The organism is Mesorhizobium xinjiangense (assembly GCF_009749525.1).
Classification (GTDB): domain Bacteria; phylum Pseudomonadota; class Alphaproteobacteria; order Rhizobiales; family Rhizobiaceae; genus Mangrovimarina; species Mangrovimarina xinjiangensis.
This window is the reverse complement of record NZ_WOAC01000008.1, coordinates 112,640-138,800: the sequence shown is the minus strand read 5'-3', so window position 1 is coordinate 138,800 and position 26,161 is coordinate 112,640. Positions and strand designations below refer to the sequence as shown.

At 65.4% G+C, this 26,161-nt stretch carries 30 protein-coding genes; 24 read left to right on the top strand and 6 right to left on the bottom strand.

Annotated elements, in window-relative coordinates:
* Window positions 1-127: 127 nt before the first annotated feature.
* From GM909_RS10875 to GM909_RS26385, 3 genes are all read left to right on the top strand, one after another.
* Window positions 128-1,531, top strand: coding sequence for an MATE family efflux transporter (locus GM909_RS10875; RefSeq protein WP_157016412.1), 1,404 nt, complete (start codon window positions 128-130; stop codon window positions 1,529-1,531).
* A 196-nt stretch (window positions 1,532-1,727) separates the two neighbouring features.
* Complete coding sequence (locus GM909_RS10870) at window positions 1,728-2,432, top strand: helix-turn-helix transcriptional regulator (RefSeq protein WP_198174209.1); 705 nt, start codon at window positions 1,728-1,730, stop codon at window positions 2,430-2,432.
* 4 nt (window positions 2,433-2,436) lie between these two features.
* Entirely contained in the window at window positions 2,437-3,177 is a 741-nt protein-coding gene (locus GM909_RS26385; protein ID WP_157016410.1) for a helix-turn-helix transcriptional regulator, read from the top strand.
* Window positions 3,178-3,207: 30 nt separating this feature from the next.
* On the opposite strand, the gene GM909_RS10860 is transcribed toward GM909_RS26385, so the two are convergent.
* Genes GM909_RS10860 through motA form a run of 6 tightly spaced genes read right to left on the bottom strand, consistent with a single transcriptional unit; the run spans window position 3,208 to window position 8,152 of the window.
* Window positions 3,208-3,642: a hypothetical protein gene (locus tag GM909_RS10860; RefSeq protein WP_157016409.1), complete on the bottom strand. Its 435-nt coding sequence runs from the start codon at window positions 3,640-3,642 to the stop codon at window positions 3,208-3,210.
* Complete coding sequence (gene flhB, locus GM909_RS10855) at window positions 3,639-4,730, bottom strand: flagellar biosynthesis protein FlhB (RefSeq protein ID WP_157016408.1); 1,092 nt, start codon at window positions 4,728-4,730, stop codon at window positions 3,639-3,641. The genes GM909_RS10860 and flhB overlap by 4 nt, the downstream gene beginning before the upstream one ends.
* A gap of 44 nt (window positions 4,731-4,774) precedes the next feature.
* On the bottom strand, window positions 4,775-5,824 hold the full coding sequence (locus GM909_RS10850; RefSeq protein ID WP_235911822.1) for a flagellar motor switch protein FliG: 1,050 nt from the start codon (window positions 5,822-5,824) through the stop codon (window positions 4,775-4,777).
* Window positions 5,825-5,831: 7 nt separating this feature from the next.
* Window positions 5,832-6,296, bottom strand: a complete 465-nt coding sequence (fliN, locus tag GM909_RS10845; protein WP_157016407.1) for a flagellar motor switch protein FliN — start codon at window positions 6,294-6,296, stop codon at window positions 5,832-5,834.
* 43 nt (window positions 6,297-6,339) lie between these two features.
* On the bottom strand, window positions 6,340-7,272 hold the full coding sequence (locus GM909_RS10840; RefSeq protein ID WP_157016406.1) for a FliM/FliN family flagellar motor switch protein: 933 nt from the start codon (window positions 7,270-7,272) through the stop codon (window positions 6,340-6,342).
* Between the two features lies 1 nt (window position 7,273).
* Window positions 7,274-8,152 (bottom strand): flagellar motor stator protein MotA, encoded by an 879-nt coding sequence (motA, locus tag GM909_RS10835; RefSeq protein ID WP_157016405.1) that lies wholly within the window; start codon window positions 8,150-8,152, stop codon window positions 7,274-7,276.
* Between the two features lie 140 nt (window positions 8,153-8,292).
* Between motA and GM909_RS10830 the strand changes: the two genes are divergently transcribed.
* From GM909_RS10830 to GM909_RS10730, 21 genes are all read left to right on the top strand, one after another.
* On the top strand, window positions 8,293-9,069 hold the full coding sequence (locus tag GM909_RS10830; protein ID WP_157016404.1) for a DUF1217 domain-containing protein: 777 nt from the start codon (window positions 8,293-8,295) through the stop codon (window positions 9,067-9,069).
* A gap of 9 nt (window positions 9,070-9,078) precedes the next feature.
* Window positions 9,079-9,798 (top strand): flagellar basal-body rod protein FlgF, encoded by a 720-nt coding sequence (flgF, locus tag GM909_RS10825; protein ID WP_157016403.1) that lies wholly within the window; start codon window positions 9,079-9,081, stop codon window positions 9,796-9,798.
* Between the two features lie 146 nt (window positions 9,799-9,944).
* On the top strand, window positions 9,945-11,243 hold the full coding sequence (fliI, locus tag GM909_RS10820) for a flagellar protein export ATPase FliI (RefSeq protein ID WP_235911829.1): 1,299 nt from the start codon (window positions 9,945-9,947) through the stop codon (window positions 11,241-11,243).
* A 19-nt stretch (window positions 11,244-11,262) separates the two neighbouring features.
* A complete protein-coding gene (locus GM909_RS10815) occupies window positions 11,263-11,862 on the top strand; it encodes a hypothetical protein (RefSeq protein ID WP_157016401.1) in 600 nt (199 codons plus the stop codon).
* Between the two features lie 93 nt (window positions 11,863-11,955).
* Window positions 11,956-12,333, top strand: a complete 378-nt coding sequence (gene flgB, locus GM909_RS10810) for a flagellar basal body rod protein FlgB (RefSeq protein ID WP_157016400.1) — start codon at window positions 11,956-11,958, stop codon at window positions 12,331-12,333.
* A complete protein-coding gene (flgC, locus tag GM909_RS10805) occupies window positions 12,333-12,758 on the top strand; it encodes a flagellar basal body rod protein FlgC (RefSeq protein WP_157016399.1) in 426 nt (141 codons plus the stop codon). The genes flgB and flgC overlap by 1 nt, the downstream gene beginning before the upstream one ends.
* Window positions 12,755-13,072, top strand: a complete 318-nt coding sequence (locus GM909_RS10800) for a flagellar hook-basal body complex protein FliE (RefSeq protein WP_157016398.1) — start codon at window positions 12,755-12,757, stop codon at window positions 13,070-13,072. The genes flgC and GM909_RS10800 overlap by 4 nt, the downstream gene beginning before the upstream one ends.
* Before the next feature lie 14 nt (window positions 13,073-13,086).
* Window positions 13,087-13,875 carry a flagellar basal-body rod protein FlgG gene (gene flgG, locus GM909_RS10795; RefSeq protein WP_157016397.1) on the top strand — a complete coding sequence of 263 codons (789 nt, stop codon included), beginning with the start codon at window positions 13,087-13,089 and terminating at the stop codon, window positions 13,873-13,875.
* Between the two features lie 4 nt (window positions 13,876-13,879).
* A complete protein-coding gene (gene flgA, locus GM909_RS10790; protein ID WP_157016396.1) occupies window positions 13,880-14,353 on the top strand; it encodes a flagellar basal body P-ring formation chaperone FlgA in 474 nt (157 codons plus the stop codon).
* Entirely contained in the window at window positions 14,350-15,558 is a 1,209-nt protein-coding gene (locus GM909_RS10785; RefSeq protein ID WP_198174208.1) for a flagellar basal body P-ring protein FlgI, read from the top strand. Before flgA ends, GM909_RS10785 begins: the two co-directional genes overlap by 4 nt.
* A 9-nt stretch (window positions 15,559-15,567) precedes the next feature.
* Complete coding sequence (locus GM909_RS10780) at window positions 15,568-16,107, top strand: MotE family protein (protein ID WP_157016395.1); 540 nt, start codon at window positions 15,568-15,570, stop codon at window positions 16,105-16,107.
* The gene (gene flgH, locus GM909_RS10775; protein ID WP_157016394.1) at window positions 16,104-16,808 is read left to right on the top strand and encodes a flagellar basal body L-ring protein FlgH; all 705 of its coding nucleotides are present in this window, start codon (window positions 16,104-16,106) and stop codon (window positions 16,806-16,808) included. Before GM909_RS10780 ends, flgH begins: the two co-directional genes overlap by 4 nt.
* 21 nt (window positions 16,809-16,829) lie before the next feature.
* Window positions 16,830-17,348: a flagellar basal body-associated FliL family protein gene (locus GM909_RS10770; protein WP_157016393.1), complete on the top strand. Its 519-nt coding sequence runs from the start codon at window positions 16,830-16,832 to the stop codon at window positions 17,346-17,348.
* On the top strand, window positions 17,345-18,079 hold the full coding sequence (gene fliP / locus GM909_RS10765; protein ID WP_157016392.1) for a flagellar type III secretion system pore protein FliP: 735 nt from the start codon (window positions 17,345-17,347) through the stop codon (window positions 18,077-18,079). The genes GM909_RS10770 and fliP overlap by 4 nt, the downstream gene beginning before the upstream one ends.
* Window positions 18,080-18,249: 170 nt before the next feature.
* Window positions 18,250-19,143: a flagellin N-terminal helical domain-containing protein gene (locus GM909_RS10760; protein WP_157016391.1), complete on the top strand. Its 894-nt coding sequence runs from the start codon at window positions 18,250-18,252 to the stop codon at window positions 19,141-19,143.
* Window positions 19,144-19,453: 310 nt separating this feature from the next.
* Window positions 19,454-21,097, top strand: a complete 1,644-nt coding sequence (gene fliF / locus GM909_RS10755) for a flagellar basal-body MS-ring/collar protein FliF (protein ID WP_157016390.1) — start codon at window positions 19,454-19,456, stop codon at window positions 21,095-21,097.
* Window positions 21,097-21,753 carry a hypothetical protein gene (locus tag GM909_RS10750; RefSeq protein WP_157016389.1) on the top strand — a complete coding sequence of 219 codons (657 nt, stop codon included), beginning with the start codon at window positions 21,097-21,099 and terminating at the stop codon, window positions 21,751-21,753. Before fliF ends, GM909_RS10750 begins: the two co-directional genes overlap by 1 nt.
* Window positions 21,750-23,039 (top strand): MotB family protein, encoded by a 1,290-nt coding sequence (locus GM909_RS10745; RefSeq protein WP_157016388.1) that lies wholly within the window; start codon window positions 21,750-21,752, stop codon window positions 23,037-23,039. The genes GM909_RS10750 and GM909_RS10745 overlap by 4 nt, the downstream gene beginning before the upstream one ends.
* Entirely contained in the window at window positions 23,036-24,313 is a 1,278-nt protein-coding gene (locus GM909_RS10740) for a chemotaxis protein (protein ID WP_157016387.1), read from the top strand. Before GM909_RS10745 ends, GM909_RS10740 begins: the two co-directional genes overlap by 4 nt.
* Window positions 24,310-25,596: a flagellar hook-length control protein FliK gene (locus GM909_RS10735; RefSeq protein WP_157016386.1), complete on the top strand. Its 1,287-nt coding sequence runs from the start codon at window positions 24,310-24,312 to the stop codon at window positions 25,594-25,596. The genes GM909_RS10740 and GM909_RS10735 overlap by 4 nt, the downstream gene beginning before the upstream one ends.
* Window positions 25,523-26,107, top strand: a complete 585-nt coding sequence (locus GM909_RS10730) for a lytic transglycosylase domain-containing protein (protein ID WP_157016385.1) — start codon at window positions 25,523-25,525, stop codon at window positions 26,105-26,107. Before GM909_RS10735 ends, GM909_RS10730 begins: the two co-directional genes overlap by 74 nt.
* Window positions 26,108-26,161: the final 54 nt, after the last annotated feature.

The following is a 26,161-nucleotide window of genomic DNA, read 5'->3' as shown; positions in this document are numbered from 1 at the left end:
CGACAGTGCATGGCTGGAACAATCGAAATTTCCGCATAGTGGCTTGCAGACTGCGTCCTGAACGTCCATCTGCTGCCTTTTGAGGCAGCGGGCGCAATTGCGATGCCCGCGGGCCGGAGCACCCGACATGGCGAGAACCGACATCTATTCGGCGCCGGCCCTTCCGGCGCGGGAGGCAGGCTGGGGCGCGGAACTGCGCGCCACGATCCGGCTCGCCTGGCCAATGGTGCTGACCAATCTCGCCCAGAACGCCATGACGGCAACCGACGTCATGATGATGGGACGGCTCGGCCCGCTGGCGCTCGGGGCCGGTTCGCTGGGCTTCAATCTCTACTTTGCGCCGCAGATCTTCGGCCTCGGTCTCATCCTGGCGACCTCGCCGATGATGGCGCGCGAGCTCGGCCGCGATCGCCATTCCGTGCGCGACGTGCGCCGCACCGCACGCCAGGGCATGTGGATCGCGCTTGCCGTGGCAATTCCCATCTGGCTGATCCTGTGGTTCACCGAGCCGATCCTCCTGGCCATGGGCCAGAAGCCGGACCTGGCCGCCGGGGCTGGCAGCTACGTCCACTGGCTGCAATGGGCGCTCTTGCCGTTTTACTGGTACATCGTGCTCAGATCGTTCATCTCCGCCCTGGAGCGGCCGCGCTGGGCGATGTTCATCGTCATCCTGGCCGTCGCCTTCAACGTTCTCGCCAACTGGTGCCTGATGTTCGGCAATCTCGGCTTTCCGGCCATGGGCGTGGCCGGCTCCGGCCTGGCGACCACCTTGTCGAGCCTGTTCATGCTGATCGGCCTGGTGATCGTCGTCACGACCGACCGGCAGTTCCGCCGCTACAACCTGTTCGGCCGTTTCTGGCGGCCCGACTGGCCGCGCTTCTTCGAGCTCCTGAGGCTGGGGCTGCCGATCGCCGGCATCGTGACCTTCGAGGTCTCCATTTTCAATGCCGCGGCACTCCTGATGGGCCTCATCAGCGCGACGGCGCTGGCGGCCCATGCCATTGCCATCCAGATCGCCTCGCTGAGCTTCATGGTGCCGATGGGCATCGGCCAGGCGGTGACCGTGCGCGTGGGGCGCGCCTACGGCGCCGGCAACACGGATGCGATAACGCGCGCCGGCTGGACCTCCTTCTGGCTCGGCACCGGATTCATGTCGATCATGGCGCTGGTCATGCTGTTCTTCCCCGATCTGCTCATCAGGGCCTTCATGAACCCGTCCGTGCCCGACAATGCGGCCGTGGCGGCGCTCGCCGTCAGCTTCCTGGCCTATGCCGCGCTGTTCCAGATCGTCGACGGAGCACAGGCCGTCGCCAGCGGAATGCTGCGCGGGCTGCACGACACCAAGGTGCCGATGATCCAGGCCGCCATCGGCTACTGGGGCATCGGCCTGCCGCTCGGCGTGGTGCTGGCCTTTCCCGCCGGCCTCGGCGGCGCGGGGATATGGATCGGCCTGTCGGGCGGGCTCGCTGCCGTCGCCGTCATGCTGATCGTGCGCTGGCAGCGCCGCGAGGCACTGGGGCTGACGGTATAGGCATAGCGGCCCGTACGCCGACAATCGTGTGACAACCTTGTGCATTGGCACCATCAGCCTTGACCCTTACGCCACGTCAGGGATCATCGGAGGAGATGGCGCCCCGATTCGCAGATACCCCCTCGCCCCCATGCCGGCCGGACCGAACCCGCTCGGCCACCGGTGCGGGCATGAAATGCGCGGCGGGTCGATGGTCATGACGAAGCCGTCCTCGCTTGTCTCCGCCGAGGCGCTGGCCGCCATCGACCAAATCGCGACCCGGCGCGATCTCTCGCGCTGGTTGGCATCGGCATGCTGCGTGGCCGGCGCGCCGCATTTCCTGCTCGTCGCCACCATGGGCGACGCGGGACGGCAGGGCGAACGCATCCTCGCCTCCAACTGGACCTATGATCTCGTCCACCTCGTCGGGCTCGATCACATTCTCGCTTTGGCCGAGGGCGCGCACGCCGTTGCCATGGGCGAGCAGGCCGCGTCGATCCAAGCCGTTGCCGAGGTGATGTTTTCGCAATCGGTCAGCGAAGTCCTGGCCGAGCACGGATTGGCGGCGTTCTGCAGCCTCGAATTGCGCCCCGGCCCCAGACATTATCACCTCGTCCTGGCCGCGCCCGCCGCAAATGCCTTCCGCCCGGAGAGGCTTGGCGAACTTCAGATGATGAGCGCCTATGTCCTGTCGCGCCTGTCCAAGGCGCTGTCTTCGGCCGGGTCCGGCGAAGCGCTGTCGGATCGCGAGCGCGAATGCATCCACTGGGTGGCACAGGGCAAGACGACCGACGAGATCGCCGTCATTCTCGGCCTCACCTCCAACACGGTGAACAGCTATCTGGTTCACGCCATGCAGCGCTGCGGGGCCCGCAATCGGGCCATGGCGGTCGCCGCCGCGATCCGTTCGGGAGCGATCTGAGCGGATGGCCCGGCACAACGGATATACACAAGGCGAAGGGCCGGCTTCCACGGGATCGGCAAACCGCGAGGCGACAAGCCTCCACGATGTCGAAGCGATTGTCGAGGCAGTGCGCCTGGCACGGACCTTGGCAAGCCAAGCGGGTGCCGCCTTCTACGGCGTTTTCGCCGATCACGCTTCCCAGCCCGTCATATGCATCGACAGCGAGTTTCCCAAGGTGTCGGCGACCAGCCGGCGCATTTGCACTGCCGACGATGCCTGGCCGCGTCGACAGGCGCGACCGCTGGACCCGGTGTGGTGGCACGGCGAGGCGGGAAACCGCACCGACGCCGGTTCGCGCCGCTTCATCCTGGCCCGCGCCATCGCCGCCCTGACGCCGAACCTGCCGGGCATCGCCCTGCCGGTCTATTGCCGAAGTGGTTCGGGCTTCGTCGTCTTCGCCGGTCATGGCCTCACGCTGGATGACGCGGCGCTGTGCGAGCTGCACCGGCGCTGCTTTCCGCTGTTTGCCGCGGCCCGCAGCGTGGCCCAGGCGCATGTCAACGGTTTCGATGCGTTGTCGAGCCGCGAAGTGCAATGCCTGCAACTGACCGCAGACGGCAGGACGAGCGAGGAGATCGCGGCCCAGCTCGGCCTGTCGGTGCACACCGTCAACCGCTACCTCGCCGCGTCGACGCAAAAGCTCAATGCGGTCAGCCGGGTGCATGCCGTGGCAAAGGCCATGCGCATGTCGATCGTGGAATAGTCCGCCTGCCCGACACGGCGAAAATCCGGATCAGGCGCCGAGCGTTTCCGATTTCATGATGCGCGCGCCTGCAATCGCCGTGGCCAGGCGGCGCGTGTTTTCCGTCGGATCGTTGGAGGCGTCGTCGAAGGAGACATAGCTCACATCGATCCCGGCGCGCAGCGCGGTGAGCGTCAGCGTGAAATAGATCGTCGCCCCGCTCGGCCGCAACTGCATGTCGAGCGTGATCGTCGGTTCGCCGGACCAGGCCAGATCGACGTCGCCGCCATGGCCGAAGCGCAGCGTGCCCGGCATGAAGTAGAGTTCGGCCGCCGATTCCACGAGATCGTCGATGGCGGCGAAATGCTCCAGCCGGATGAAGGCCACATAGTCGGCGACCTCGACCATGCGCAACTCGCGCACGACCTCCTGAATTGCCTTGCCGACGATGATCTCTCTGGCGGATGAATGGGGCTGCCGGATCATTGATGCCTGTCGCCTGTTGTCGGGCCCTTCTCGTTGGCCTGGATGATTCGGATCAGTTCCGCCACGGCCTGGTAGAACTGCGGAGGTATCAAACTATCAACCGAAACTTGATCGAACATGGAGCGGGCGAGCGCCACATCCTCGAAAACCGGAATATCGTGCTCGGCCGCGATCTCTCGAATCTTCAGCGCGATCAGGTCCTGTCCCTTGGCGACGACGATCGGCGCTGCACTTTCCTCGCGCACATAGCGCAGTGCGACCGAGTAATGGGTCGGATTGGCGATCACCATCGTCGCCGTCGGCACCGCCGTCATCATGCGCCGCCGCGCACGGTCGCGGGCCAGCGAACGCATGCGCGACTTGAGGATCGGATCGCCTTCCGCCTGCTTGATCTCGTCCTTCACTTCCTGCCGCGTCATGCGCAGTTCCTGCAGCCAGTGATAGCGCGACCACAAGAGATCCGCCGCAGCGACGATGGCCATCGCCAGCGTCACGCCGACCGCCAGTTGCACGACCAGGTCCCGAATGACGATCCCGAAGGCGGCGGGATGCGTGGTCATCCCGCTGAGCAGGCGGATATGGGCGTCGTGCATGATGAACATCAGGAAGATGCCTGCGAAGAGGACCTTGCCGAGCTGCTTGAGAAATTCGACAAAACCCTTGGCGCCGAACAGCCGCCCCCAACCCTTGGCAATCGAGATGCGCGACAGTTTCGGCATGATGCGGTCGCCGACCATGCGCGGCGTGTTCTGCAGCACGGAGGCGGCGATGCCGGCCGCCATGACCAGAGACAGCAGAACGATGATGGCGCGTCCGATCTCGATGAACACCAGCCTGTAAAGGGCGATGGCATCCATCGCCGTCTCCAGGCGCCATTCCTCGGGGCGCTCCAGAAAGGTTGACAGAAAACCCGCCAGATCGAGCATCGTCCCATAGGCGAAGAACAGCGCAAAAAGAACAAAGGCCAGCAGCGAGGCGAAGATCGGAATTTCGCGGGCGAAGGGAAGATTGCCCTTCTCCATGCTGTCGCGGATCTTCTTCTCGGTGGCCTGCTCGGTCTTGCTTTCCTTGTCGGGTTCTTCAGCCATTCCTCACCGGTCCGAACCGCACCATCTGCAACAGGTTGCCCGGCTCACGCGACGGCATCCTCCGCCGAGGGCAGTTCGATCAGGCCATCTCCGGCCATGCGGATGGCCGTGGAGGCGATTGCCCTACGGGCCTTGGTGATGTCGGACGACGGGGTGTTCCCGTCATCGGCCGAAAGCTCGGACTCGATCATGCGCCGCGAACGCGCACCGAGCGCCGACAGGACGGCCTCCGAAATATCGGAACTGGCGCCACGCAGGGCAATCGTCACGATCTCTGTCGAGAATCCGTCGAACAACAGCCTGCGCGCTTTCTCGCCCATGTGAACCACGTCCTCGAAGGCGAAGAGCTGCGCGCGGATGCCGGCCACGTCCGCCGAACCCGCGCCCTCGAGATCGGCCAGCATTTCGTCGACATCGCTCTTGTCGAGCTGGTTGAGCAGCGTCGCCACGCGCGCCTGGCCGGCCGTCGACGACTTCTTGGCGCTTTCGCCGAGCAAGCGCAGCCGGACATTGCTTTCGACGATCTTCATGGCCTGCGGCTTGACCGGGCCGATCGCCACCATGCGTTTCATCACCTCGCCGCGTGTCGCCTTGGGCATGGTCACCATCACCTTTGCCGCGACACCGGAGGCGAGGTTGGTCAGGATCAGGGCGGCCGTCTGCGGCCGCTCATTGGCGAGGAACGAGCCGACGACGTCGGGCTCGAGGTTTTCGAGCGCTTCCCACATTGATTGCGTGCCGTCGCCGGCTTCCTCGACGGCGCCGTAACGCATGATCGCGCTGACTTCTTCGGGCGAAAGCGATTCGTTGAGGATCTTGTCCATCGTGGCAGCCGAATCCATCAGCCCGGCGCCTTCGGCAAACTCGTCCTCGAATTCCGCGATGATGCGCTCGAGCTCGCTTTGCGGGATGGTCTTGAGCAGGCGTGCCGCCTCGATCAGCGATTTCAGTTCTTCATGGCTGAAATATTTCAGCAGTTTTCCCGCCGCCGGCTTGCCCATGGCGACCAGTATGGCGGCTGCCTTCTGGGCCCTTGTCAGGAATGGCAGATGCATGCTCGGCGCCCCGCCGGCGTCTGCGAAAGGCTGCTCCATCTCCACCTCAGGCGGCCCTCGAACCGCCGATGATTTCCGTCAGCCGGATGCCGAAGCGCGACGGGTCGTTGTCCAGCACGGTGATTTCGCCACGCGCCACGCGCCGGCCGTTGACGACGACGTCGACCGGTTCGCCGATGCGCCTGTTGAGCGCGACGGTCGCCCCCTTCTTGAGCGACATGAGCTCGGAGACCTGCATTTCCGCGCTGCCCAGAACGATCTGCACATCGACGGGAATATTCATGATGAGGCCTGTTCCAACCTCCTCATCGCCGGTGTCCTGGCCGTTCGAAGCCGCGGCCGGCTGCGCGGCCTCGAACGACGCGGCGACGTCTGCCGAGGGCCACGCCGGCTCGCCGGATGCATCGCCGGGCTGCTCGTGCAACACATCGCGCAATTCGTCGATGGCCTTGTCCAAATCTTCCGCCGCGACTTCCTCGTTCTCGGTCTTGGCCGCTCTCGCCTTGCTCATCTCCACTCTCCGCTGTGGCCGGGGATGCTGCCTGCAATTGTCATCAGGCGGCTCCCGGCCCTTCATGGGACTCGGTTCCGGCCCGGTAGGCCGACTTGATACGTACGGTGTAGTTCTGCCCGAGACGGCCGAACTCGCACATGAACAACGTCTTGTTGCGGGCCGACAATCGTGCCTCGCCCGGCGCATCGGCGCTCAATTCGATAAGCTGCCCACGTTTCAATTCGGCGACTTCGCCGAGTGACATCGTCCCGGCCGGAACGGTCGCCTGCAGGGTAACCTGAGAGTACAGCACCTCCTCGCTGAAGCGCTCGCTCCATTTGCCGGCCGCCGCCGCGTCGCCGGCATCCGCATTGGCGCGGTTGAGAAGGACGCGCTGGGGCAGCACCGCCACCAGCGTCCCGGAATGGCCCGGCGCGCCGATCGAATACTCGACCCGCACCGACGGTCCGTCGCGAAAGCTCATCTTGCGCAACGCATCGCCGGTCTCCACCGGCGGCAGTGGAAACCTGATCTGCAGCGAACGCCATCCCGTGCCGTTGAAAGCGCCGGCGGCTTTCTGCAGCGCCAGAGCGGACGCGTCGATCTCCATCTGGGACAGTTCGTGCTCCAGAATGCCGGCCCGCATATCGGGACCGGCGCCGAACAGGTGATCGACGATGACGCCGATGGCCTGCGTGTCGAGACGCATGGTCAGTGCATCGGGCGAAATGGACGAGGCCGTAACGATCACCGCCTCGTTTGACGCACAACCCTCGAGCGTCGCCGCCATCCGGTCGACCCTGACGTCGGTCAATTCGACATCGATCCTGTGCCCGAACAGTTCGTTGAGCGCGTCCTCGAGCGGCTTCAGCGAGCGTTCGGCGAAGTTGCGCGCCGCTCGCATGACATGGTCCGGCGCCCCGGTGGCGCCGATGAGCCGCTCCAGGACCGAGGCTTCCATGCCGTTGCCGTCCTTGGGCATCGTCTCGGGCATCTCAGGCCGCCTTCTTCATTTCGCCGTTGCCGATATTCAGCGTCTGCTGCTCCACCGCATCGATGGACGGCCTGTCGTAGGACGAGATTGTCTTGCGGCCGAACTCCAGCGCCACCTGCGGCAAGGCGCCGTTCATGTAGGCGAGCAATGTCTGCTTGACGATAACGTAGAGCCGGTTGCGCTTGTCGCGCACGCTCTTGATCTTCGCGGCCACCGGGCCGACCACCGCATAGGACAGGAAGATGCCGAGGAACGTTCCCACGAGCGCGGCGCCGATCAGCGCGCCCAGGATCTCGGGCGACTGGTCGAGCGCGCCCATTGCCTTGATCACGCCGAGCACCGCGGCAACGATGCCGATCGCCGGCAGGCCGTCGCTCACCGCAATCAGCGCATGATAGGATTTCAGCTTGTCGTGGCGGATGGTATGGATTTCCTCATCCATCAGCGCCTCGATCTCGTACGGTCGCGCGTTGCCGATGATGATGATGCGGCAATAGTCGCAGATGAAATTCGTCAGATCCCTGTCCTTCAGGATCAGCGGGTAGGCCTGGAAAATGGGCGATTCGTCGGGGCTGTCGATATGCCCCTCGACCTCGCTGCGCGACTTGGTCTTCAACTCGCGCATCAGGCTGTGCAGCAGCCCGAGCATTTCCAGATAGTCGCTCTCCTTGGGCACCGCGTGACGAAACGCCTCCATCAGCGCGCGCCCGGTGTCCTTGACCGTCGACATCGGATTTCCGACCAGGAAGATGCCAAGGGCGGCGCCGACGATGATGACGAACTCGTAGGGCTGCATGAGCACGTTGATATGACCGCCCATGGCCATGAAGCCGCCGAGCACACAGCCCATGGTAACGGCAAAACCAATGATGATCCCCAACGCGCAGCCTCCAGACAACCCGACTTGCTTCCTGCCTAGCGCCCGTGCCTTGCGTGAAGCTTGAACGCGGCGTCCGGAAAGCTTCGCGCAAGGATTGCCCGTTATGGTCCGCAATGGGCGAACTCAATGCGGGGGCATCGATGCTCAGCACTTATTTCAGCTACAACCTGATTACGCGCGACCTCGACCGGTCGCTGGATCGCGTCGAAGCTCGGCCGCTGGTTCAGCGCGAGAGCGAGTACTATCTGGAAAACATCACCAGCGTTAAGTCGATCGACGCGTTCCTGTCCGACGACCGGCTGTTTCGCTATGCCATGAAGGCCTACGGCCTGGAGGATATGGACTACGCCAAGGCCTTCATGGAAAAGGTGCTTACGGAAGGCATCGACGACGAGGAGAGCTTTGCCAACAAGCTTTCCGATTCGCGCTACAAGGAATTCGCCGAGGTCTTCAACTTCGCCCGCCACGGCGAGACTGCGACGCTGTTCGAAAGGGCCCAGCAGGGCACGGTCGATCGCTACGTCCGCCAGACTCTGGAAGAGGATGCGGGCAACCAGAACGAAGCCGTGCGGCTTGCGCTTTATTTCGAGAGGAAGGCGCCGGAGGTCGGATCCGTCTACGGCTTGCTCGCCGACAGCGCCCTGGCCCGGGTCACCTACACCATGCTCGGCCTTCCCGACTCGTTCGCCGCGCTCGACATCGACAAGCAGGCCGAATTCATCAAGGAACGCATCGACATCGAAGACTTCGGCGACCCCGAAGCGCTGGCGGAAATGGTGCGGCGCTTCACCGCCATGTGGGACGTGCAGAATCCCGACACGACCGCCGTCAACAATGTCTCCATATTGTTCAGCGAGCCGGCCGAATACGGCATTTCGACCAACCTGCTCCTGACCCTGCAGCAGATGAAGAGCTGAGGACACCCCTTGCAAACAGGTCTCTACGTTTCCCTTTCGGCGCAACTCGCGCTCGAAAAACGCCTGACGACGATCGCCGACAATGTCGCCAATGCCGGCACGGTCGGCTTTCGCGCGACGGAGGTCAAGTTCGAGGATCTGGTGTCGGGCGTCGGGGTCGAATCGACCTCCTTCGTCTCGACCGGCAAGACCTACCTGCCCACGCAGGCCGGGCCGCTGCGCCAGACAGGCAATCCGCTCGAATTCGCCATCCAGGGCGATGCATGGTTTTCCATCGACACCCCGGCCGGCAATGTGCTGACCCGCGACGGGCGCTTTACCATGCTGGAGAACGGCGATCTCGTGACGCTCGAGGGCCATCCGGTGCTCGATCCCGGCGGCGCGGCCATTCAGCTCGATCCCCTGGCAGGCCCGCCCGTGGCGAGCGCCGACGGCATGCTGCGCCAGAATGGTGCCCCCGTGGCGGCGATCGGGCTGTTTGCCTATACGCCCGGAGACGATTTCGTCCGCTACGGCAACTCCGCCGTCGTCCCGGCCGCACCGCCCGAGGCGCTGGTCGACCGCACCGACATCGGCGTGGTGCAGGGCTTCGTCGAGGAATCGAACGTCAATCCCGTCGAGGAGATGACGCGCCTTATCATGGTTCAGCGCGCCTTCGAACGGGCCTCCGCCCTCATGCGTGACAGCGGCGAAGCCCTCGACAAGACCGTCAAGACCATCGGCACCTGATGGAAGATGGCACGGTGACGAGCGCTGAGGAGGCACCCGGCATACCGGTCCCGTCGCTCGCCGATACGGCACAGCCGGCGCCTGATCCAACGGAACATGCGCCGCGGCCCGACGCGCTGAAACGCCTCGAGATTGTTCATGCCGCGATGGCGCGGGGGGATAATCTGGTCCGGCGGGGCGGCCCGGTGACGGAGGTTTCGGCAACGCATTTTCGTGTCCGTGGCGTCTCTTCGGCCTGCCGCCTCGGCGATGTCGTCGAGCACCGCACGCGTCGCGGCAGCCGGTCGGGCGAGGTTGTCCAGATCACGCGCGATCACGTCCTCGTCGCTCCTTACGAGCAAGGAGCCGATGCCGGCGTCGGCGACATCGCCTTCATTCGCGGCGAGCAGAGGCTGGCCCCCGACATGGCCTGGCGCGGTCGCGTGATCGACGCGCTGGGACGCGCGGTGGACGGCGGGGCACCGCTCATTTCCGGCGCCGACGAAACGGCACCCCTGCCGCCATCAGCCTTGTCGCGGCAGCGCGTCGACGCCCATCTGCGCACCGGAGTGCGCGTCATCGATATCTTCACGCCGCTTTGCTACGGGCAACGCTTGGGCGTCTTTGCCGGTTCGGGGGTCGGCAAGTCGACGCTGCTTGCCATGCTTGCCAGCGCCGACGCCTTCGACACGGTGGTCGTGGCGCTCGTCGGCGAGCGCGGGCGTGAGGTGCGGGAATTTCTCGAAGACACGATCGGCGCCGAAAGCATGGCCAAGACGGTCGCCGTCGTCGCCACGAGCGACGAAAGCGCCATGATGCGCCGGCGCGCATCGGGAACCGCGATGTCGGTGGCCGAATATTTCCGCGACAAGGGCCACAGGGTCCTGCTGGTGCTCGATTCGATCACCCGTTTTGCCCACGCCCTGCGCGAGGTGGCGATCGGCGCCGGCGAACCGCCGGTCGCCCGCGGCTACCCGGCCTCGGTCTTCACCGATATGCCGAAGTTGCTTGAAAGGGCCGGGCCGGGCCGCGAGGGGGCCGGTTCGATCACGGCGATCATTTCGGTCCTGGTCGATGGCGACGACCACAACGACCCCGTGGCCGACTCCGTGCGCGGCATTCTCGACGGGCATGTCGTTCTCGACCGGTCGATCGCCGAACAGGGGCGTTATCCCCCCGTCAATCCGCTGACATCGGTTTCGCGTCTGGCCAGCCGGGCCTGGACCGAAGACCAGCGCAAGCTCGTGACACGGCTGAAAGCCATGATCGCGCGCTACGAGGAGACGCGCGACATCCGCCTGCTCGGCGCCTATCAGCCGGGCGCCGATGCCGAGCTCGACAACGCGGTCAAGCAGGTGCCGGTGATCTACGAGGCGCTGATGCAAAGCCCCCACGACCGGCGCTCCCCCGATCCCTTCGCCGATCTGGCGCAGCATTTGAAGCGACAGGAGAACACCGATGGCTAATGCCGCTCCAGGACAGAATATGTTCGCTTCTCCGTCCGCAATTGCGAACCCGGGCAATGCTGCCGAGCCTGCCGCATACAGGCTCCCCTGGTATCGGCGCAACACGTTCAACATGTCCGATGCCGTGCTTGCCGGACTGGGCATCGGCATCGCCGTCGCCGCCGCGACGTTCCCCTGGTATGTCTTCCTCAACCAGGACAAATTCGGCGTCGCCGCGCTCGAATTCGAGGGAAACGAAGCCGCTTCCATCATCAGCGCGGCCATGACGAACACGCCGAGAGGTTTTCCTCCCGAGGATCTGACCGGGCTGTCGCTTGACTACGCGGCCACCGGCTCCCTGCCGCCGCGCGGGCAAAGGCCGGACGCGCCGGCCGCCGCCAAGCAGCCCTTCCCCGGAACGCCTCCCAACTATGCGCTGATCCATGTGGCAAACGGCCGGGCGCTCATTCGCGACGCAAAAGGCCTGTGGATCGTCGAACGCGGCTCGGTCCTGCCGGACGACAGCCGCGTGGCCGCGATCGAGACCCTCAACGGCGCATGGGTGTTGCGCACCAACGACAATCGCGTCGTCGAAATCTCGCAAGACGCCGGCGCCCTGCAGGTATCGGTAAAGCGCTGAGCCGGCATTCCGCTACACTTTGCAACAGGGCGCTGCCCGCAAGGTCCACACAAGACTGGCCACCTATGATTCTTCGCAGACGAGGGAAGGATCATGGAACCCGTATCGCTGTTCGATCTCGCTGCGCAACAGGCACGCTGGCTCTCGGTTCGCCAGTCGGCGGTTGCCGGCAACATCGCCAACGCAAATACGCCTGACTATCAGGCGGTCGACGTGGAACCGTTCGAGCGCGTCCTCGACAACGGCAAGCTTGCCGTCGCGCCCACGCATCCCGGCCACATACCGATCGGGACCGCCCCCGGAGCGGTCAATGTGCGTGAGGACGCCGACGCCGTCGTCAACGAGTCGGGCAACTCGGTGTCGCTCGAACAGGAAATGGTGAAAGCCGGAGAGGTGCGGCGCACCTTCGAAATGAACACGGCGATCGTCAAGGCCTTCCACCGCATGATGATGATGACGACGAGGACGTGATGCCGCTCGATCCGCTTTCCGCCACGGTCAAGATCGCCGCTTCCGGCCTCAACGTTCAATCGGAACGCCTGCGCATCGTCTCCGAAAACCTGGCCAATGCCCAGTCGACGGGCACCGAACCGGGCGCCGATCCCTATCAGCGCAAGACGATCAGTTTCGCCTCGGCGCTCGACCGCGAGATCGGCGCCGCTTTCGCCGAAATCGATTCCATCCAGCGCGATCGTTCCGAGTTTCCGCTCGAATACATGCCCGGCCACGAGGCGGCCAATGCCGACGGCTTCGTCAAGATGCCCAACGTCAACCCGATCATCGAAATGGCCGACATGACCGAGGCCAACCGCTCCTACGAGGCCAATCTCCAGGTCATCAAGCAGGCGCGCGAACTGATTTCGATGACGATCGATCTGATGAGGTCGCAATCATGATCACGGGAATAAACCCACTCGACAGGATCGGCATCAGCCCGGCCGGCGGCGAACTGGATGCCCGCCCGACGGCGCCGGTGTCGCCTGCCGCGACGGCCACCAGCTTCGCCGAAGCGCTGTCCGCAGCGGCCACCCAGACGGTGGGCGCGCTCGACCGCGCAGAGACACTGTCCATGCAGGCGCTGCAGGGCGGAGCGGAAACGCGCGAGGTTGTCGACGCCGTGATGAGCGCCGAGCAGAGCCTGCAGGCGGCGATCGCCGTGCGCGACAAGATCGTGACCGCCTATCTCGAAATCAGCCGTATGTCGATTTGAGGAGCTGAGCCGACATGAAAGCCCTGGCCATCGCAGCAACCGGCATGAACGCCCAGCAACTCAACCTGGAAGTCATTGCCAACAACATCGCCAACATCAACACGACCGGCTTCAAGCGGGCGCGCGCCGAATTCTCCGATCTGCTCTATCAGGTCGAGCGGCTGGAAGGCGTTCCCAACCGCGCCAACCAGGCCGTGGTGCCCGAGGGCGCGAGCATCGGCCTGGGCGTCAAGACCTCGGCCATCCGCAACCTGCATGTCCAGGGATCGCTGACGAGCACGGGCAACAAGTTCGACCTGGCGCTCAGCGGGCCGGGCTGGTTCCAGATCGAGGGCACCGACGGCCAGACGCTCTACTCGCGCGCCGGCTCCTTCAATACCAATGCCAATGGCGAACTGGTGACGGCGGACGGCTACAATGTCGTGCCCGACATCGTCATTCCCGAAGACGCGGTCGAGGTTATCGTGAACAAGTCGGGCCAGGTCTTCGCCCGCATCGACGGCCAGCTCGACCTCGAAGACCTCGGCCAGCTCAGCATCGCCACCTTCGCCAACGAGGCGGGTCTTGCGCCACTGGGCGACAATCTCTTCCGTGAAACCGAGGCGTCCGGCCAGGCCAATGTCGGCATTCCCGGCGATCCGGGCTTCGCCACGGTCGAGCAGGGTTATCTCGAGGACTCCAATGTCGATCCCGTCAAGGAGATCACCCAGCTCATCTCGGCCCAGCGCGCCTATGAGATGAACTCCAAGGTCATCAAGGCGGCCGACGAGATGGCCGCCGTCATCACCCAGAACATCAGGTAGGACGATGTCGGGCCGGCTTTCCGCAAAAACACTGTGCGCCCTTGCCGTCGCTCTGGCCGCTTCCTGCGGTGCCGGGCCGGCCATCGCCCAGGACGTCGTCGTGACGCCCAAGCGGGTCATCTATCCCGGCGAGACGGTCCAGGCCGACGCCTTGAAGGAGGTCACCCTGCGCGCCGGCAGGAAGGCGCCGGGCTCCGTCGCGCTCGTCATCGACCAGATCGAGGGCAAGGTGGCCAGGCGCACGCTTCTGCCGGGCAAATATGTCTCCTTGAGCGCACTGCGCGAGGCTTATGCGGTGGAAGCCGGGACGGCGGTACAGGTCAAGTATATCCAGGGCGCGCTGCGCATTTCGACGACCGGCGTGCCGCTGCAGCCGGGCGCGATCGGCGACGTGGTCAAGGTGCGAAATCTCGACAGTGGCTCCATCTTGTCCGGAATGGTGATGGCCGACGGCACGATCAGGGTCGGCGGCCGATGATCGCACGGCGGCTCCTGATGATCCTCGCGGCAACCGGCTTGCTCGCGGCGTCGGCCGTGGCCGCCGATTTCGAACCGTCCGGCGGGTTTGCGGGGGGCGGCGGCGCCGGGCGCGACATCGCCGCGCTCGGCGGTCCGTCCCATCTGCCCGAGCCTTCGGGCGCCAGCGCCCGCATCAAGGACATCGCGATGGTGCAAAGCGCGCGCGACAACCAGCTCATCGGCTATGGCCTGGTGATCGGTCTCAACGGCACGGGCGACGGCCTGCGCAACGCGCCGTTCACCGAGCAGTCCGTGCGCGCCATGCTGCAAAATCTCGGCATCGTGCTCGATGGCGGGCGCAACCGGGCCAAGAATGTCGCCGCCGTCATCGTCACCACAAGCCTGCCGCCCTTCGTCCAGTCGGGCGCGCGCATCGACGTCAACGTCTCCTCGCTCGGCGACGCCACCTCGCTTGCCGGCGGGACGTTGGTCATGACCCCGCTGCGCGCGCCGGACGGCGAGATCTACGCGGTTGCACAGGGCCCGGTTTCGGTGTCGGGCTTCACGGCCCAGGGCGAGGCCGAGACCCTGACAAAGGGCGTGCCGACCTCCGGGCGGGTGCCCAACGGCGCCATCGTCGAGCGCCAGATAGAAGCCCGCTTCAACGACGACCGCGTGCTCACCCTGCAACTGCGCAATCCCGACTTCTCGACCGCCATCCGCGTCACCGACAGGATCAACCGCTATGCCCAGGAGCGCTTCGGCCGCGGCGTGGCGAGCGAGCAGGATTCGCGGACCATTCTCATCAAGCGCCCGGCCGATATTTCGGCGGCACGGTTCTACGCCGAGATCGAGAACCTGCCGGTCCATACCGACAGCCCGGCACGAGTGGTCGTCGACGAACGCACCGGCACCATCGTGATCGGCCAGGACGTGCGGATATCGCAGGTCGCCGTCAGCCATGGCGCGCTGACCGTGCGCGTCACCGAGCAACCCGTCATCGTCCAGCCCGAGCCCTTCTCCTTTGGCGAGACGGCCGTCGAGCCCTCGACGATCATCGATGCCGAACAGGAGGACGGCCGGGTCGCCATGCTCGACGGGCCCGACCTGCAAACGCTCGTCGCCGGGCTCAACCGCATCGGCGTCAAGCCGGACGGCATCATCGCAATTCTCCAGGGCATCAAGTCGGCCGGCGCGCTGCAGGCCGAGCTGGTGGTGCAGTAGGTGGCGGCAATGGCTGACAAGGACAGGCGCAAATCCGACCGGCCGCACCTCGGCATCGGCATCGCCGCTGCCATGTTTGCCGCCGGCCTTGCCGTGGGCAGCGCCGGGGTGAGCCCGACCTTGGCCCAGGTCAAGGACGCGACGCTCGAGATGACCGACGAGGTGCGCGCCTTCTGCTCCAACATCGCCGATGCCGCGCGCGACCGGCGCTACGCCGTACAGGCCGGGCAGCTGGAGGATCTCAAGAAGGAGATCGACGCACGCATGACCGAGCTCGAGACCAAGCGCAGCGAGTACGAACAGTGGCTCGAGCGGCGCAACAAGGTCATCGAGCAGGCCAAGGAAAGCCTTGTCGGCATCTATGCCGAGATGCGGCCGGACGCCGCCGCCGAGCGCATGGAGGCGATGGATGCGGCCCTGGCCGCGGCCATTCTCATGAAGCTGAAGGAACGCCAGGCCGGCGGCATCCTCAACGAAATGGCCGCACCGGCCGCCGCCAGGCTGACCGGTGTCATTGCCGCCGTCGCCAAGCCGGAGGACCCGACATGATCTGCCGCACCGCCGTGCTGCTTGCGGGTCTGCTGCTTGCCGGTTGCGCCACCGATTTTCGCGAGCTCGGCCGCGAGCCTGCCCTCTCGCCCGTCGGTTCCGGGCTGGAGACGGCGGCCTCGACCGCCAGCGCCTATCCCGAGCCGCCGGCAAGGCCGGTCAAGCGCTTCTCGCTCTGGGACGACGACCAGAGCCGGCTCTACAAGGACGCGCGCGCCTTGAGCGTCGGCGACATCCTCACCGTCCTCATCAAGATCAACGACAAGGCCGAGCTGGTCAACGAATCCGACCGCAGCCGGAAGACGAGCCGCTCGACCGGCATCGGCGGCGCATTCGAATGGGACGGCGCCGGCTCGTCCGGATCGGCCGATCTCGACATCAATTCGAACTCCAAGTCGGAGGGGTCCGGCGAGACCAACCGTTCCGAGCAGATCAGGCTGTCGGTCGCCGCCGTCGTCACCGACGTGCTGCCCAACGGCAATCTGATCGTGCGCGGCTCCCAGGAAGTGCGTGTCAACGCCGAATTGCGCGTGCTCACCATCGCCGGCATCGCGCGACCGATCGACATCGACGCCTACAACACCATTCCCTACGAGCGCATCGCCGAGGCACGCATTTCCTATGGCGGTCGCGGTCGCTTGTCGGAGGTCCAGCAGCCGCCCTGGGGCGCGCAGGTCCTCGACGCCATCTCGCCCTTCTGAACCGCTTGCTTGGACACGGCCATGGCCAACACCGAGGACCAATCCGCTCCGGACAAATCCCCTTCGCTGCTCGTGCAGAGCGGCGTGCTCGTGGCGATGACGCTGCTGGCGATCGGCGGCGGCTGGTTCACCGGCGCCTATCTCAAGCATGACAGCCTGGCCCGCACGCCGATGCCGGAGCCGAGCTCGATCGTGCCGGGACGCGATGCGCCGGCAGACGAAACGCAGACAGGCATCAAGAACCGCGGCGGGCCGGCGCGCGCGATCATCCCGCTGGAGCCGATCACGACCAACATCGCCGCGCCCAGCGAAACCTGGGTGCGCATGGAACTCTCGGTCGTTTTCTCGGCCACGCCGGACGATGAGATCGTGCGCAAGATCCATCAGGACCTTCTGGCCTATATGCGCACCGTCACCCTCAACCAGATCGAAGGGGCAAGCGGTTTCCAGCATCTCAAGACCGATCTGGCCGAACGCGCCCGCATCCGCTCCGACGGGCTGGCGAGCGACTTGATGATCAGGACCCTGCTGTTCGAATGAAAGTGCTCCTCGCCGCCGCGGCGCTCCTCATCCTGGCCGCGCCCGCCCACGCCCAGCAGATCGACCTCGGCGCGCTGACCGGCCAGGCCGACGGGGCGACGATCGGCACCATCATCCAGATGTTCGGCCTCTTGACGGTGCTGTCGGTGGCGCCCGGCCTGCTCATCATGGTGACCAGCTTCACCCGCTTCATCATCGCCTTTTCCATTCTGAGGACCGGCATCGGCCTGCAGACGACGCCGGCCAACCTCATCCTGATCAGCCTCGCGCTCTTCATGACCTTCTACGTCATGACGCCGACCTTCGATCAGGCCTGGAACCAGGGCGTGCGGCCGCTGGTCAACAATGAGATCGACGAAAGCGAGGCGATGCAGCGCATCGCTTCGCCGTTCCGCCAGTTCATGCTCGACAATGTCCGCGAGAGCGATTTCGACCTGTTCGCCGATCTCGCCCGCGAGCGCGGCCAGGATGTCGTGCAGGACGAGGCGGTCGATCTGCGCATCCTGGTGCCGGCCTTCATGATTTCCGAGATCCGCCGCGGCTTCGAGATCGGCTTCCTGATCGTCCTGCCCTTCCTGGTCATCGACCTCGTGGTCGCCACGGTGACCATGGCCATGGGCATGATGATGCTGCCGCCGACAGTGATCTCGCTGCCCTTCAAGATCCTGTTCTTCGTCCTGATCGACGGCTGGAACCTGCTGGTGGGAAGCCTCGTGCGGTCATTTACCTGACATGGGCGGTATGTTAGAGATTTCGTAAGAAATTGCCGTCACAAGTGATTTCCGAACGCATGGCGGACGATCTCGATGCAGAGATCAATGGGCATGATGCCGCTCCGCTTTACCGGTCAGCCCGGTATGTCCCTCAAAACATCGTAGTACATTCAAAAGGGACTCAATCCATGTCCAGTATCCTGACCAACGCGTCGGCCATGACCGCGCTGCAGACGCTCCGCAACACCAACAAGGACTTGGCCACCACGCAGGGTCGCATTTCGACCGGTCTGCGCGTCGCCGAGGCCTCCGACAACGCCGCCTACTGGTCGATCGCCACCACCATGCGCTCCGACAACAAGGCCAACTCCGTCGTCCAGGACGCGCTTGGCCTCGCAGCAGGCAAGGTCGACACTGCCTATACGGCCATCAACTCGGCCAAAGACCTGGTTGATGATATCAAGGAAAAGGTTCTCCTTGCCAAATCGTCGAGCGACGAGGACCGCGCCAAGATTCAGAGCGAAATCTCCGCTCTCCAGGACCAGCTTGGCGAGGCTGCCGGTGCGAGCTATGCCGGGGCCAAGTTGCTCGATACGGACGGAACCACGACGGATTTCAGTGTCATTGCATCTTACAATCGTGACGCAACTGGCGCGGTGACGACCGGCTCAATCGATGTGGCGCTGGCCAACATCCGGCTGGTCGACAGCACCGCCGCCACGACAGGTATCCTCGACGATGCGACCGGTGCATCCGGTGTTAGCATCCTTGATCTGGATGTCACCGCGCTCGCCGACGACGACGCGTTCAACGACGCCTTGACGGACGTGGAGACCGCCCTTTCCGGCATCACCACTGGCGCATCCGAACTCGGCGCGGCGAAGTCGCGCATCGACATGCAGAACGACTTCACCAAGTCGCTGATGGATGCCATCGACCGTGGCGTCGGCCAACTCGTCGACGCCGACATGAACGAGGAGTCGACGCGTCTGCAGGCCCTGCAGGTCCAGCAGCAGCTCGGCATCCAGGCGCTGTCGATCGCCAACCAGAACCCGCAGACCATCCTGTCGCTGTTCCGCTAATCGGACACGCGGTTTCGGGGCAGGTGGGGACCAGGATCCCCGAAACCGCCGAGCATGTCCCGCTCAAACGGAATCGTTTGAGCGAAAGGTACATGCTCCAGCATATTGAGCTGGCGCGCATATCTTTGCTTCAAACGTTTCCGTTTGAAGCGAACGCGCGCTAGCGAACGGTCGGAGCACCCTTCGGGGTGCTGGGCGGGGGAAACATGGCCGCGGTCTTCGGACCGCGGCCTTTCTACATTCTCGCACAAGCTTCGCGCACTAACCTTCCGCCGCGATCATTCGGAAATTGCGGCGGGAATTGCACACAGTGCCGGAACAGCTTCAGACGATCCTCAACAATCTCGGCGCGCTCGGAACCAGGCGCCTCCTCATGCTCGGCGGCATCATGGCGATCGTCATGGCCGTCGTCATCGGCGGCTCGATCTACTTGAACAAACCGGCCAACGAGACGCTCTATGTCGGGCTCGACCGCGGCGACATCAGTCAGATGGGCGTCGTGCTGGGCGAAGCCGGCATCGCCTACGACATCGGCTCGGACGGCAAATCCGTCATGGTGCCGGCGGGCCAGACCGGCCGCGCCCGCATGATCCTGGCCGAAAAGGGCCTGCCCGGCAGCGCCAATGCCGGCTACGAGCTGTTCGACAATGTCGGCTCCCTCGGCCTCACCTCCTTCATGCAGGAGGTCACGCGGGTGCGCGCCCTGGAAGGCGAGATCGCCCGCACGGTCCAGTCGATTTCCGGCGTCAAGTCGGCGCGCGTCCACATCGTCATGGCCGAAGAGGCCAATTTCCGCCGCCAGGGGCGCCAGCCGAGCGCCTCGGTCGTCATCCGCACCGGCGGCAGCGCCAACGCCGCCAGGAGCGCCGTGGCGATCCGCCATCTCGTGGCCGCCGCCGTGCCCGGCCTCACCGTCGACAACGTTACCGTGCTCGATTCCAACGGCTCGCTCCTGGCCGCCGGCGACGACCCGATGAGCAACGCTCTCAACCGCTCCATGGGCATCGAGCGCACCGTGGAAAGCCAGATCGAGGACAACATCTACCGGGCGCTGTCGCCCTATCTCGGCCACGACAATTTCCGCGCCAGCGTCAAGGCCGACATCAACACCGACGCCCGGCAGATCGAGGAGACCATCTTCGACCCCGACTCCCGGGTCGAGCGTTCGGTGCAGATCATCCGCGAGAACGACAATTCCGAGCAGACCACGACCGTCACCCCGGCCACGGTGGAGCAGAACCTGCCGGAAGAGGATGTTGCCTCGACACAGGGTCCGCAATCGAGCGAAGCCAGCCAGCGGCGCGAGGAGATCACCAATTACGAGCTCAACTCCAAGCATATCGAAACGGTGAGCAACGGCTATTCCATCACCCGCATGTCGATCGCCGTCGTCGTCAACCAGGAGCGCATCATGCAGGTGCTCGGCCAGCAGGCGACGCCCGAGATGGTCGACGCCAAGGTCAAGGAGATCGAGGCCATGGCCTCGACGGCGGCGGGATTGACCACGGAGCGCGGCGACCGGATCACCGTGTCGGCCGTCACCTTCGTCGACGACATCGCCGGCGAGAGCATCGCCGCGCCGGGCTTCATGGAGGTTGCCGGGCGCTATACCGGCTCCATGATCAACGCGCTCGCCTTCGTTGCGGTGGTGTTCCTCGTGTCCTGGTTCGGGCTGCGTCCGATGGTCAATGCGCTGACCGGCAAGGAGCCGCCGGCCGAAATACCGAGTACCTTCGAGGACCTGCAGCTTTCGCTCGGCGCCCCGCTCGGCAACATCGCCCTGCCCGACCCGCTGGAGCAGCAGGCGCACGCCGATCCCGACGTCATGGACGAACTGAAGATGAAGCTGCGCCCGGCGCCGCAGGAACGGCTCGCGCAGATGGTCGAGCTCAATGAGGAGCGCACGGCGGCGATCCTGCGCAAATGGGCGCAGAACGAGGCTGCGGCAGCCTGATGACGGCACACTCCCTGATAGATCACCTGATCGATTTCGGCGAACGCAGGGGCCCGGCACGCCGGCAGGACAGGGCTCCGGCACTGGCGCCGGTGTTCGGCGACATGCCCTTCGATCAGGGCGGAGCCGAACCTGCGGTAGCGCAACCCGACGTCGATGCCTTGGTCGCAGAAGCCGTGACAGCGGCCGAAGCCGCCCTCACCGAAAGCCTCAACGCCGAGGCGGAAGAAGCGCTGGCCGCCGAACGCGAGCGCCATGCCGCGGCACTGGCGGCCGTGCAGGAACAGTTTTCGGCCGAGACGAGCGAGAAGCTCCTGGAGCGGCTCAACGAAATGGAGTCCCGGCTGGCCGATCTGACGACCACGATCGTCGCCCGCCTGCTGACGCCGGTGCTCGGCGGCGAAGCGCAGACGCGCGCGGTCGAGCGGCTGGCAACGCTGATTGGCGAGGCCGTGCGCGATAGCGACGCGGTGCGTATCCAGGTCCAGGGTTCCGCTTCGCTTTGCGAGGCGCTGCGCCAACGCGCCGAGACGTGGACGGCAAGCATCGAATTCAGCGAAACCGGCGACCACGACCTTACCGTGACCGTCGACGAAAACGTCTATCAGACGCGGCTTGGCGCATGGTCCGAGGCGATTTCCGAGGCGGTCGCATGAACGTGAGCGACACGAGCGAACGGCCCCAGGAAATCATCATCGTCAAGCATCGCCGCAGCGATGACGAGGACGGGCACCATGGCGGGGTGTGGAAGATCGCCTTCGCCGATTTCATGACGGCCATGATGTGCTTCTTCCTCGTCATGTGGCTGATCAACGCCTCCAACGAGGAAACCCGGCTGGCGGTGGCCAGCTATTTCAACCCCATCAAGCTGGTCGACCGCAACACCAGCCGCCGCGGTCTCGAGGAAGCCGGCTCCGGGGTTCAGGCCGAGGACGGCGGCATCGACGTGGAAACCAGGGGAGCATCGGCGGCCGATGCGGGAGCGGGAGAAACGGCCGCCGCCCGCTCGCGTCAGAGCGATGCGGACGCCGAACGGTCCGATGCCGCATCCGACGAACACCTGTTTGCCGATCCTTATGCCGTTCTGGCGGAGATCGCGGCGGAGTCCGGCGAATTGCAGAACCTCTCGCCCAAGGGCGACGGCGGGGCGCAGGATTCAGGTCCGGCGACCGGCGCTTCGGGCGGCGAGCAATATCGCGACCCTTTCGCCCCGGATTTCTGGTCGACGCAGGTCGAACAGGATGAGCCGGGCGCGCCCAGCCTCTACGAGGTTCCGCAGTCCCCCACCCCGACCGAAGGCACCCGCCAGGACCAGGCCGCGTCGGATACGCCGGATGGCGCGCCGGCGGCCGACACGCCGGAAGAAGCCGTGGAACCGGACACCGCCCTTGCTACGGCCGTGCCGGAACCGCAGGACGATGAGGCCCCTCCCGCGCCGGATGAGCGCGAGAATGCTCCGCAACCGGCGGCAAACGACAAGGCACAGCAGATTGCGCGCGAAATGCGCGAGGAACTGGCGCGTGCCTTCCCCGACAAGGAAAAGATACTTGCCGGCATCTCCATCATGCCTGCTGATCGCGGCATCATGATCTCGCTGACCGACCAGCTCGATTACGGGATGTTCCAGATCGGTTCGGCCGTGCCGCGGCGCGAGCTCGTTCTTGCCATGGAAAAGATCGCCGCCATTCTCGACGGCAGGTCCGGAGCGATCAAGATCCAGGGGCACACCGACGCACGCCCCTTCCGCTCCGGCGATTACGACAATTGGCGGCTTTCCACGGCGCGCGCCCACAGCGCCTACTACATGCTGGTGCGCGCCGGCCTCGACGAGCAGCGCATCGTGGTGGTGGCAGGCTTCGCCGACCGCAAGCTGAAGGAGCCCGACGATCCGATGGCGGCAGCCAACCGCCGCATCGAGATCCTGCTGGAGGTCGACGGATGATGCGCCGGATGGCACTGGCCGCGCTCATCGCCATGTCCACCGGCCCCGCGCCGGCCGTCGAGTTTGCCAGGCTGGAACCCTATCAGATGGTGCGCTCGCTGCAGCTCGTGCAGGACCAGCTCGCCAGCGGCGACCACGCCGCGCTGCCGATGCAGAAAAAGCTGCTGGAATTTGCCGACGACCTGTTCCGCACGGCCGGTGGCGCGGCGTTCGACGACCGCCGCAACCTGACGGCCCTGTTCATCTACGCCATGAGTGGCGGCAACCCGACGACCGTCGAGGCCGCGATTTCGCGCATCGGCCTTGAAGGTGACGAACTCGCCATCAGCCAGGCGCTGGTCGCCTATACGCATGGCGAATTGCCCAAGGCTGGCCAGTTGCTGGCATCGGTCGATCCCATGGCGCAGGAAAGCGAGATCGGCGCGCTGCTGGCGCTGGTCAGGGGATCGATCGCCGGCCCCGCCAACGCCGCCAGCGGTCTGGAAGCGCTCGACCGGGCGCGGCTGCTCGCCCCCGGCACGCTGGTGGAAGAAGCGGCACTGCGGCGCAGCCTGCCCATATGCGTGGCGCTGGACGACGCCGAGCGCTTCCTGCGGGCCGCCAACCAGTATACGCGGCGCTTCCTGCGCTCGCCCTATGCAAGCGAGTTCGCCGATGCGTTCGTCGCCGGTCTGGTCGCACTTCACGGCACGATATCGACTCAGGAGATCGAAAGCATCGTGTCCTACATGCCAACCCCGCAGCAGGAAGCGATCTATCTGCGCCTGGCTCGCGCGAGCACGATTCAGGGCCACAGCGAACGCGCGGCATTTGCCGCTGGACGGGCCGAGGAGATTGCCGGCCCCGTCGAAGCCGGGTCGGACGCGCGCACCGAACTCTACGCGGCCATGGCCGCAATCACGTCCAACGATATCGACCAGGCCGTCGCCGCGTTCGACCGCATCGATGCAACCACACTGTCGCCGCGCGACAGGCGCCTGCTGGCCGGCGCGCAAACCGTCGCGTCACAGATCCTGTCGCCGCCGATCGTGTGGGCCGACGACGCGTCAGGAACCGACGCCGAGACGAGGCAGACGGACGACGCCGCAGATGGTCCTGCATCGTCCGAAACCGTGCGCGATGCCGCCGCCGATTTCGACCGCGAACCGGATGCGACCGCATCCGATGCCCTTGCCGCGCTTGAAGACAGCGCCGGCGAGGTTCCGCAGATCGCTTCGAGCGTGCGCGAGCAGCTGCGGGCGATCGACCGCCTGTTGGAGGAAGACGAGCGATGAACCAGGTTGGAACCGTTCTCGGCACGCAGCCGCCGGCCCGCGACGGTGGCCGGCAATCGGCAAACAAGGACGGCTCGGAGACGTTCGGGCGCCTGTTGTCAGCCAGTGGGTCCAATGCCGAGTCCGACAATTCCGCTCGCACGGCCGCGTCCGCTGTCGAAGAGGATGGACCGAGCTTCAAGCGCGACCCCGAGCAAGACGGCGAGGATGCCGCAAGGCCGCAGGCCGGGATTCTCGAACTGCTCTTTTCCTGGGCCAGCGCGCAGACGTCCGCCCCGCCGGACGCCGAGGGGACCGGCCAGCAGGCGCAGATCGATGGCGGGGAAACGCCTGCACCCGACGGACGAGCGGCATTGCCTGCCGCCGCACTGACGATCCTGCCGGCCTCCGGCGACCAGCCCGAAGCGAGCCTGATGCAGCCGATTGCCGCGCAGGATCGCAAGCTGTCGTTCGACTGGACAAACCGCGCCGGCGACGCCGGCAAGACGTCGGGACAACCAGACGCAGCTCGCAGCGGTCCTGCCCCGTCCCGGCCGTCGGATCCCGCCGACGCGATGAGCCAGACGCGACAGCCTGCGGCGAGCGGGGCGGCTGGCGACGGCATGTCGGCCACGGCAGGCGAGGAACCGGCACCTTCGAACCGCGACGGGCGGGCGTCCTCCAATCCGTTCGAGAAGGGTCTGAATGGCCCCGCCGGGGTAAAAGTCGTCGCAGATCAGTCGATCCCCTCTCCGGTTGCAATACAGTCCGCGTCGCCGACAGCCACGAGCCTCGCCACAGCGCTCGGCGAGGATCAGGACTGGCAGCAGATTTTGGACAAAAACGTGGCTGTCAAGGATTCCGAGCAATCACAGCCGAGCGGACCGGTCAGGGATCTTCGCATACAGCTCAACCCGGCCAGCCTCGGTGAAGTGACCGCGCGCCTGCGTATGCAGGGCGAGCAACTGACGGTTGAAATTCAGGCCGACAAGGCCGAAGCCTTCAAGCGCCTTTCGGCCGACAAGGACAGCATAGTCTCGGCGCTCAAGTCTCTCGGCTTCCAGGTCGACGACGTACGGATCCACCATCAGGCGACGACCGGGACGACGGGCGGCGACAGCGCCGGCGCGCGGGCCAACGACGGCGCGGCCGGCCAGCCGCGCGGTTTTGACCGGCAGCCGGGCGGCCAGGCGCAGGGCGACGGCCACGGCCAAGGACAAAACGCTCCCCATGCAGGCAAGGACGCGGCACGTGACGAACAAGGCGCTGCTGGCAGGTCTTCTGCTGGCGATCTCTATATCTGACCCCTCGCCCGCCGCCGCCGCGAGCGCCTGCGAGGCGCAGATCCTGCGCGCGTCCCAACGCTATGACATACCGCCTGGCATACTATATGCAGTGGGTCTGACAGAGACTGGACGCAAGGGAAGCCTGCAGCCTTACGCGCTCAACATTGCCGGCAAGGCCGTCTTCGCGCCCGACAAGCAGGCCGCGATCCGCATCTTCAACAAGGCGCGCCGCGATGGCGTGAAGTTGATCGACCTCGGCTGCATGCAGATCAATCACCACTACCACGCAGCGCATTTCCGAAGCGTTGGCGACATGCTCGACCCACGGCGCAATGTCGACTATGCCGCGCGGTTTCTGCGCGAATTGAGAAAGGATCATGGCAGCTGGTCGATGGCCGTGGCGCGCTACCACGCCGGCCCCGACAACGACCCGGCGCAGAAGCGCTATGTGTGCAGGGTCATCACCAATATGGTTGCGACCGGCTTCGGCAGCTGGACTGAAAAGGCGCGGCGGTTCTGCCATTCCTAGTTGCATAGATTCGGCTGCGCCGACCCGCGCGCTTGAGCCGCCCGTTCTGTGGAA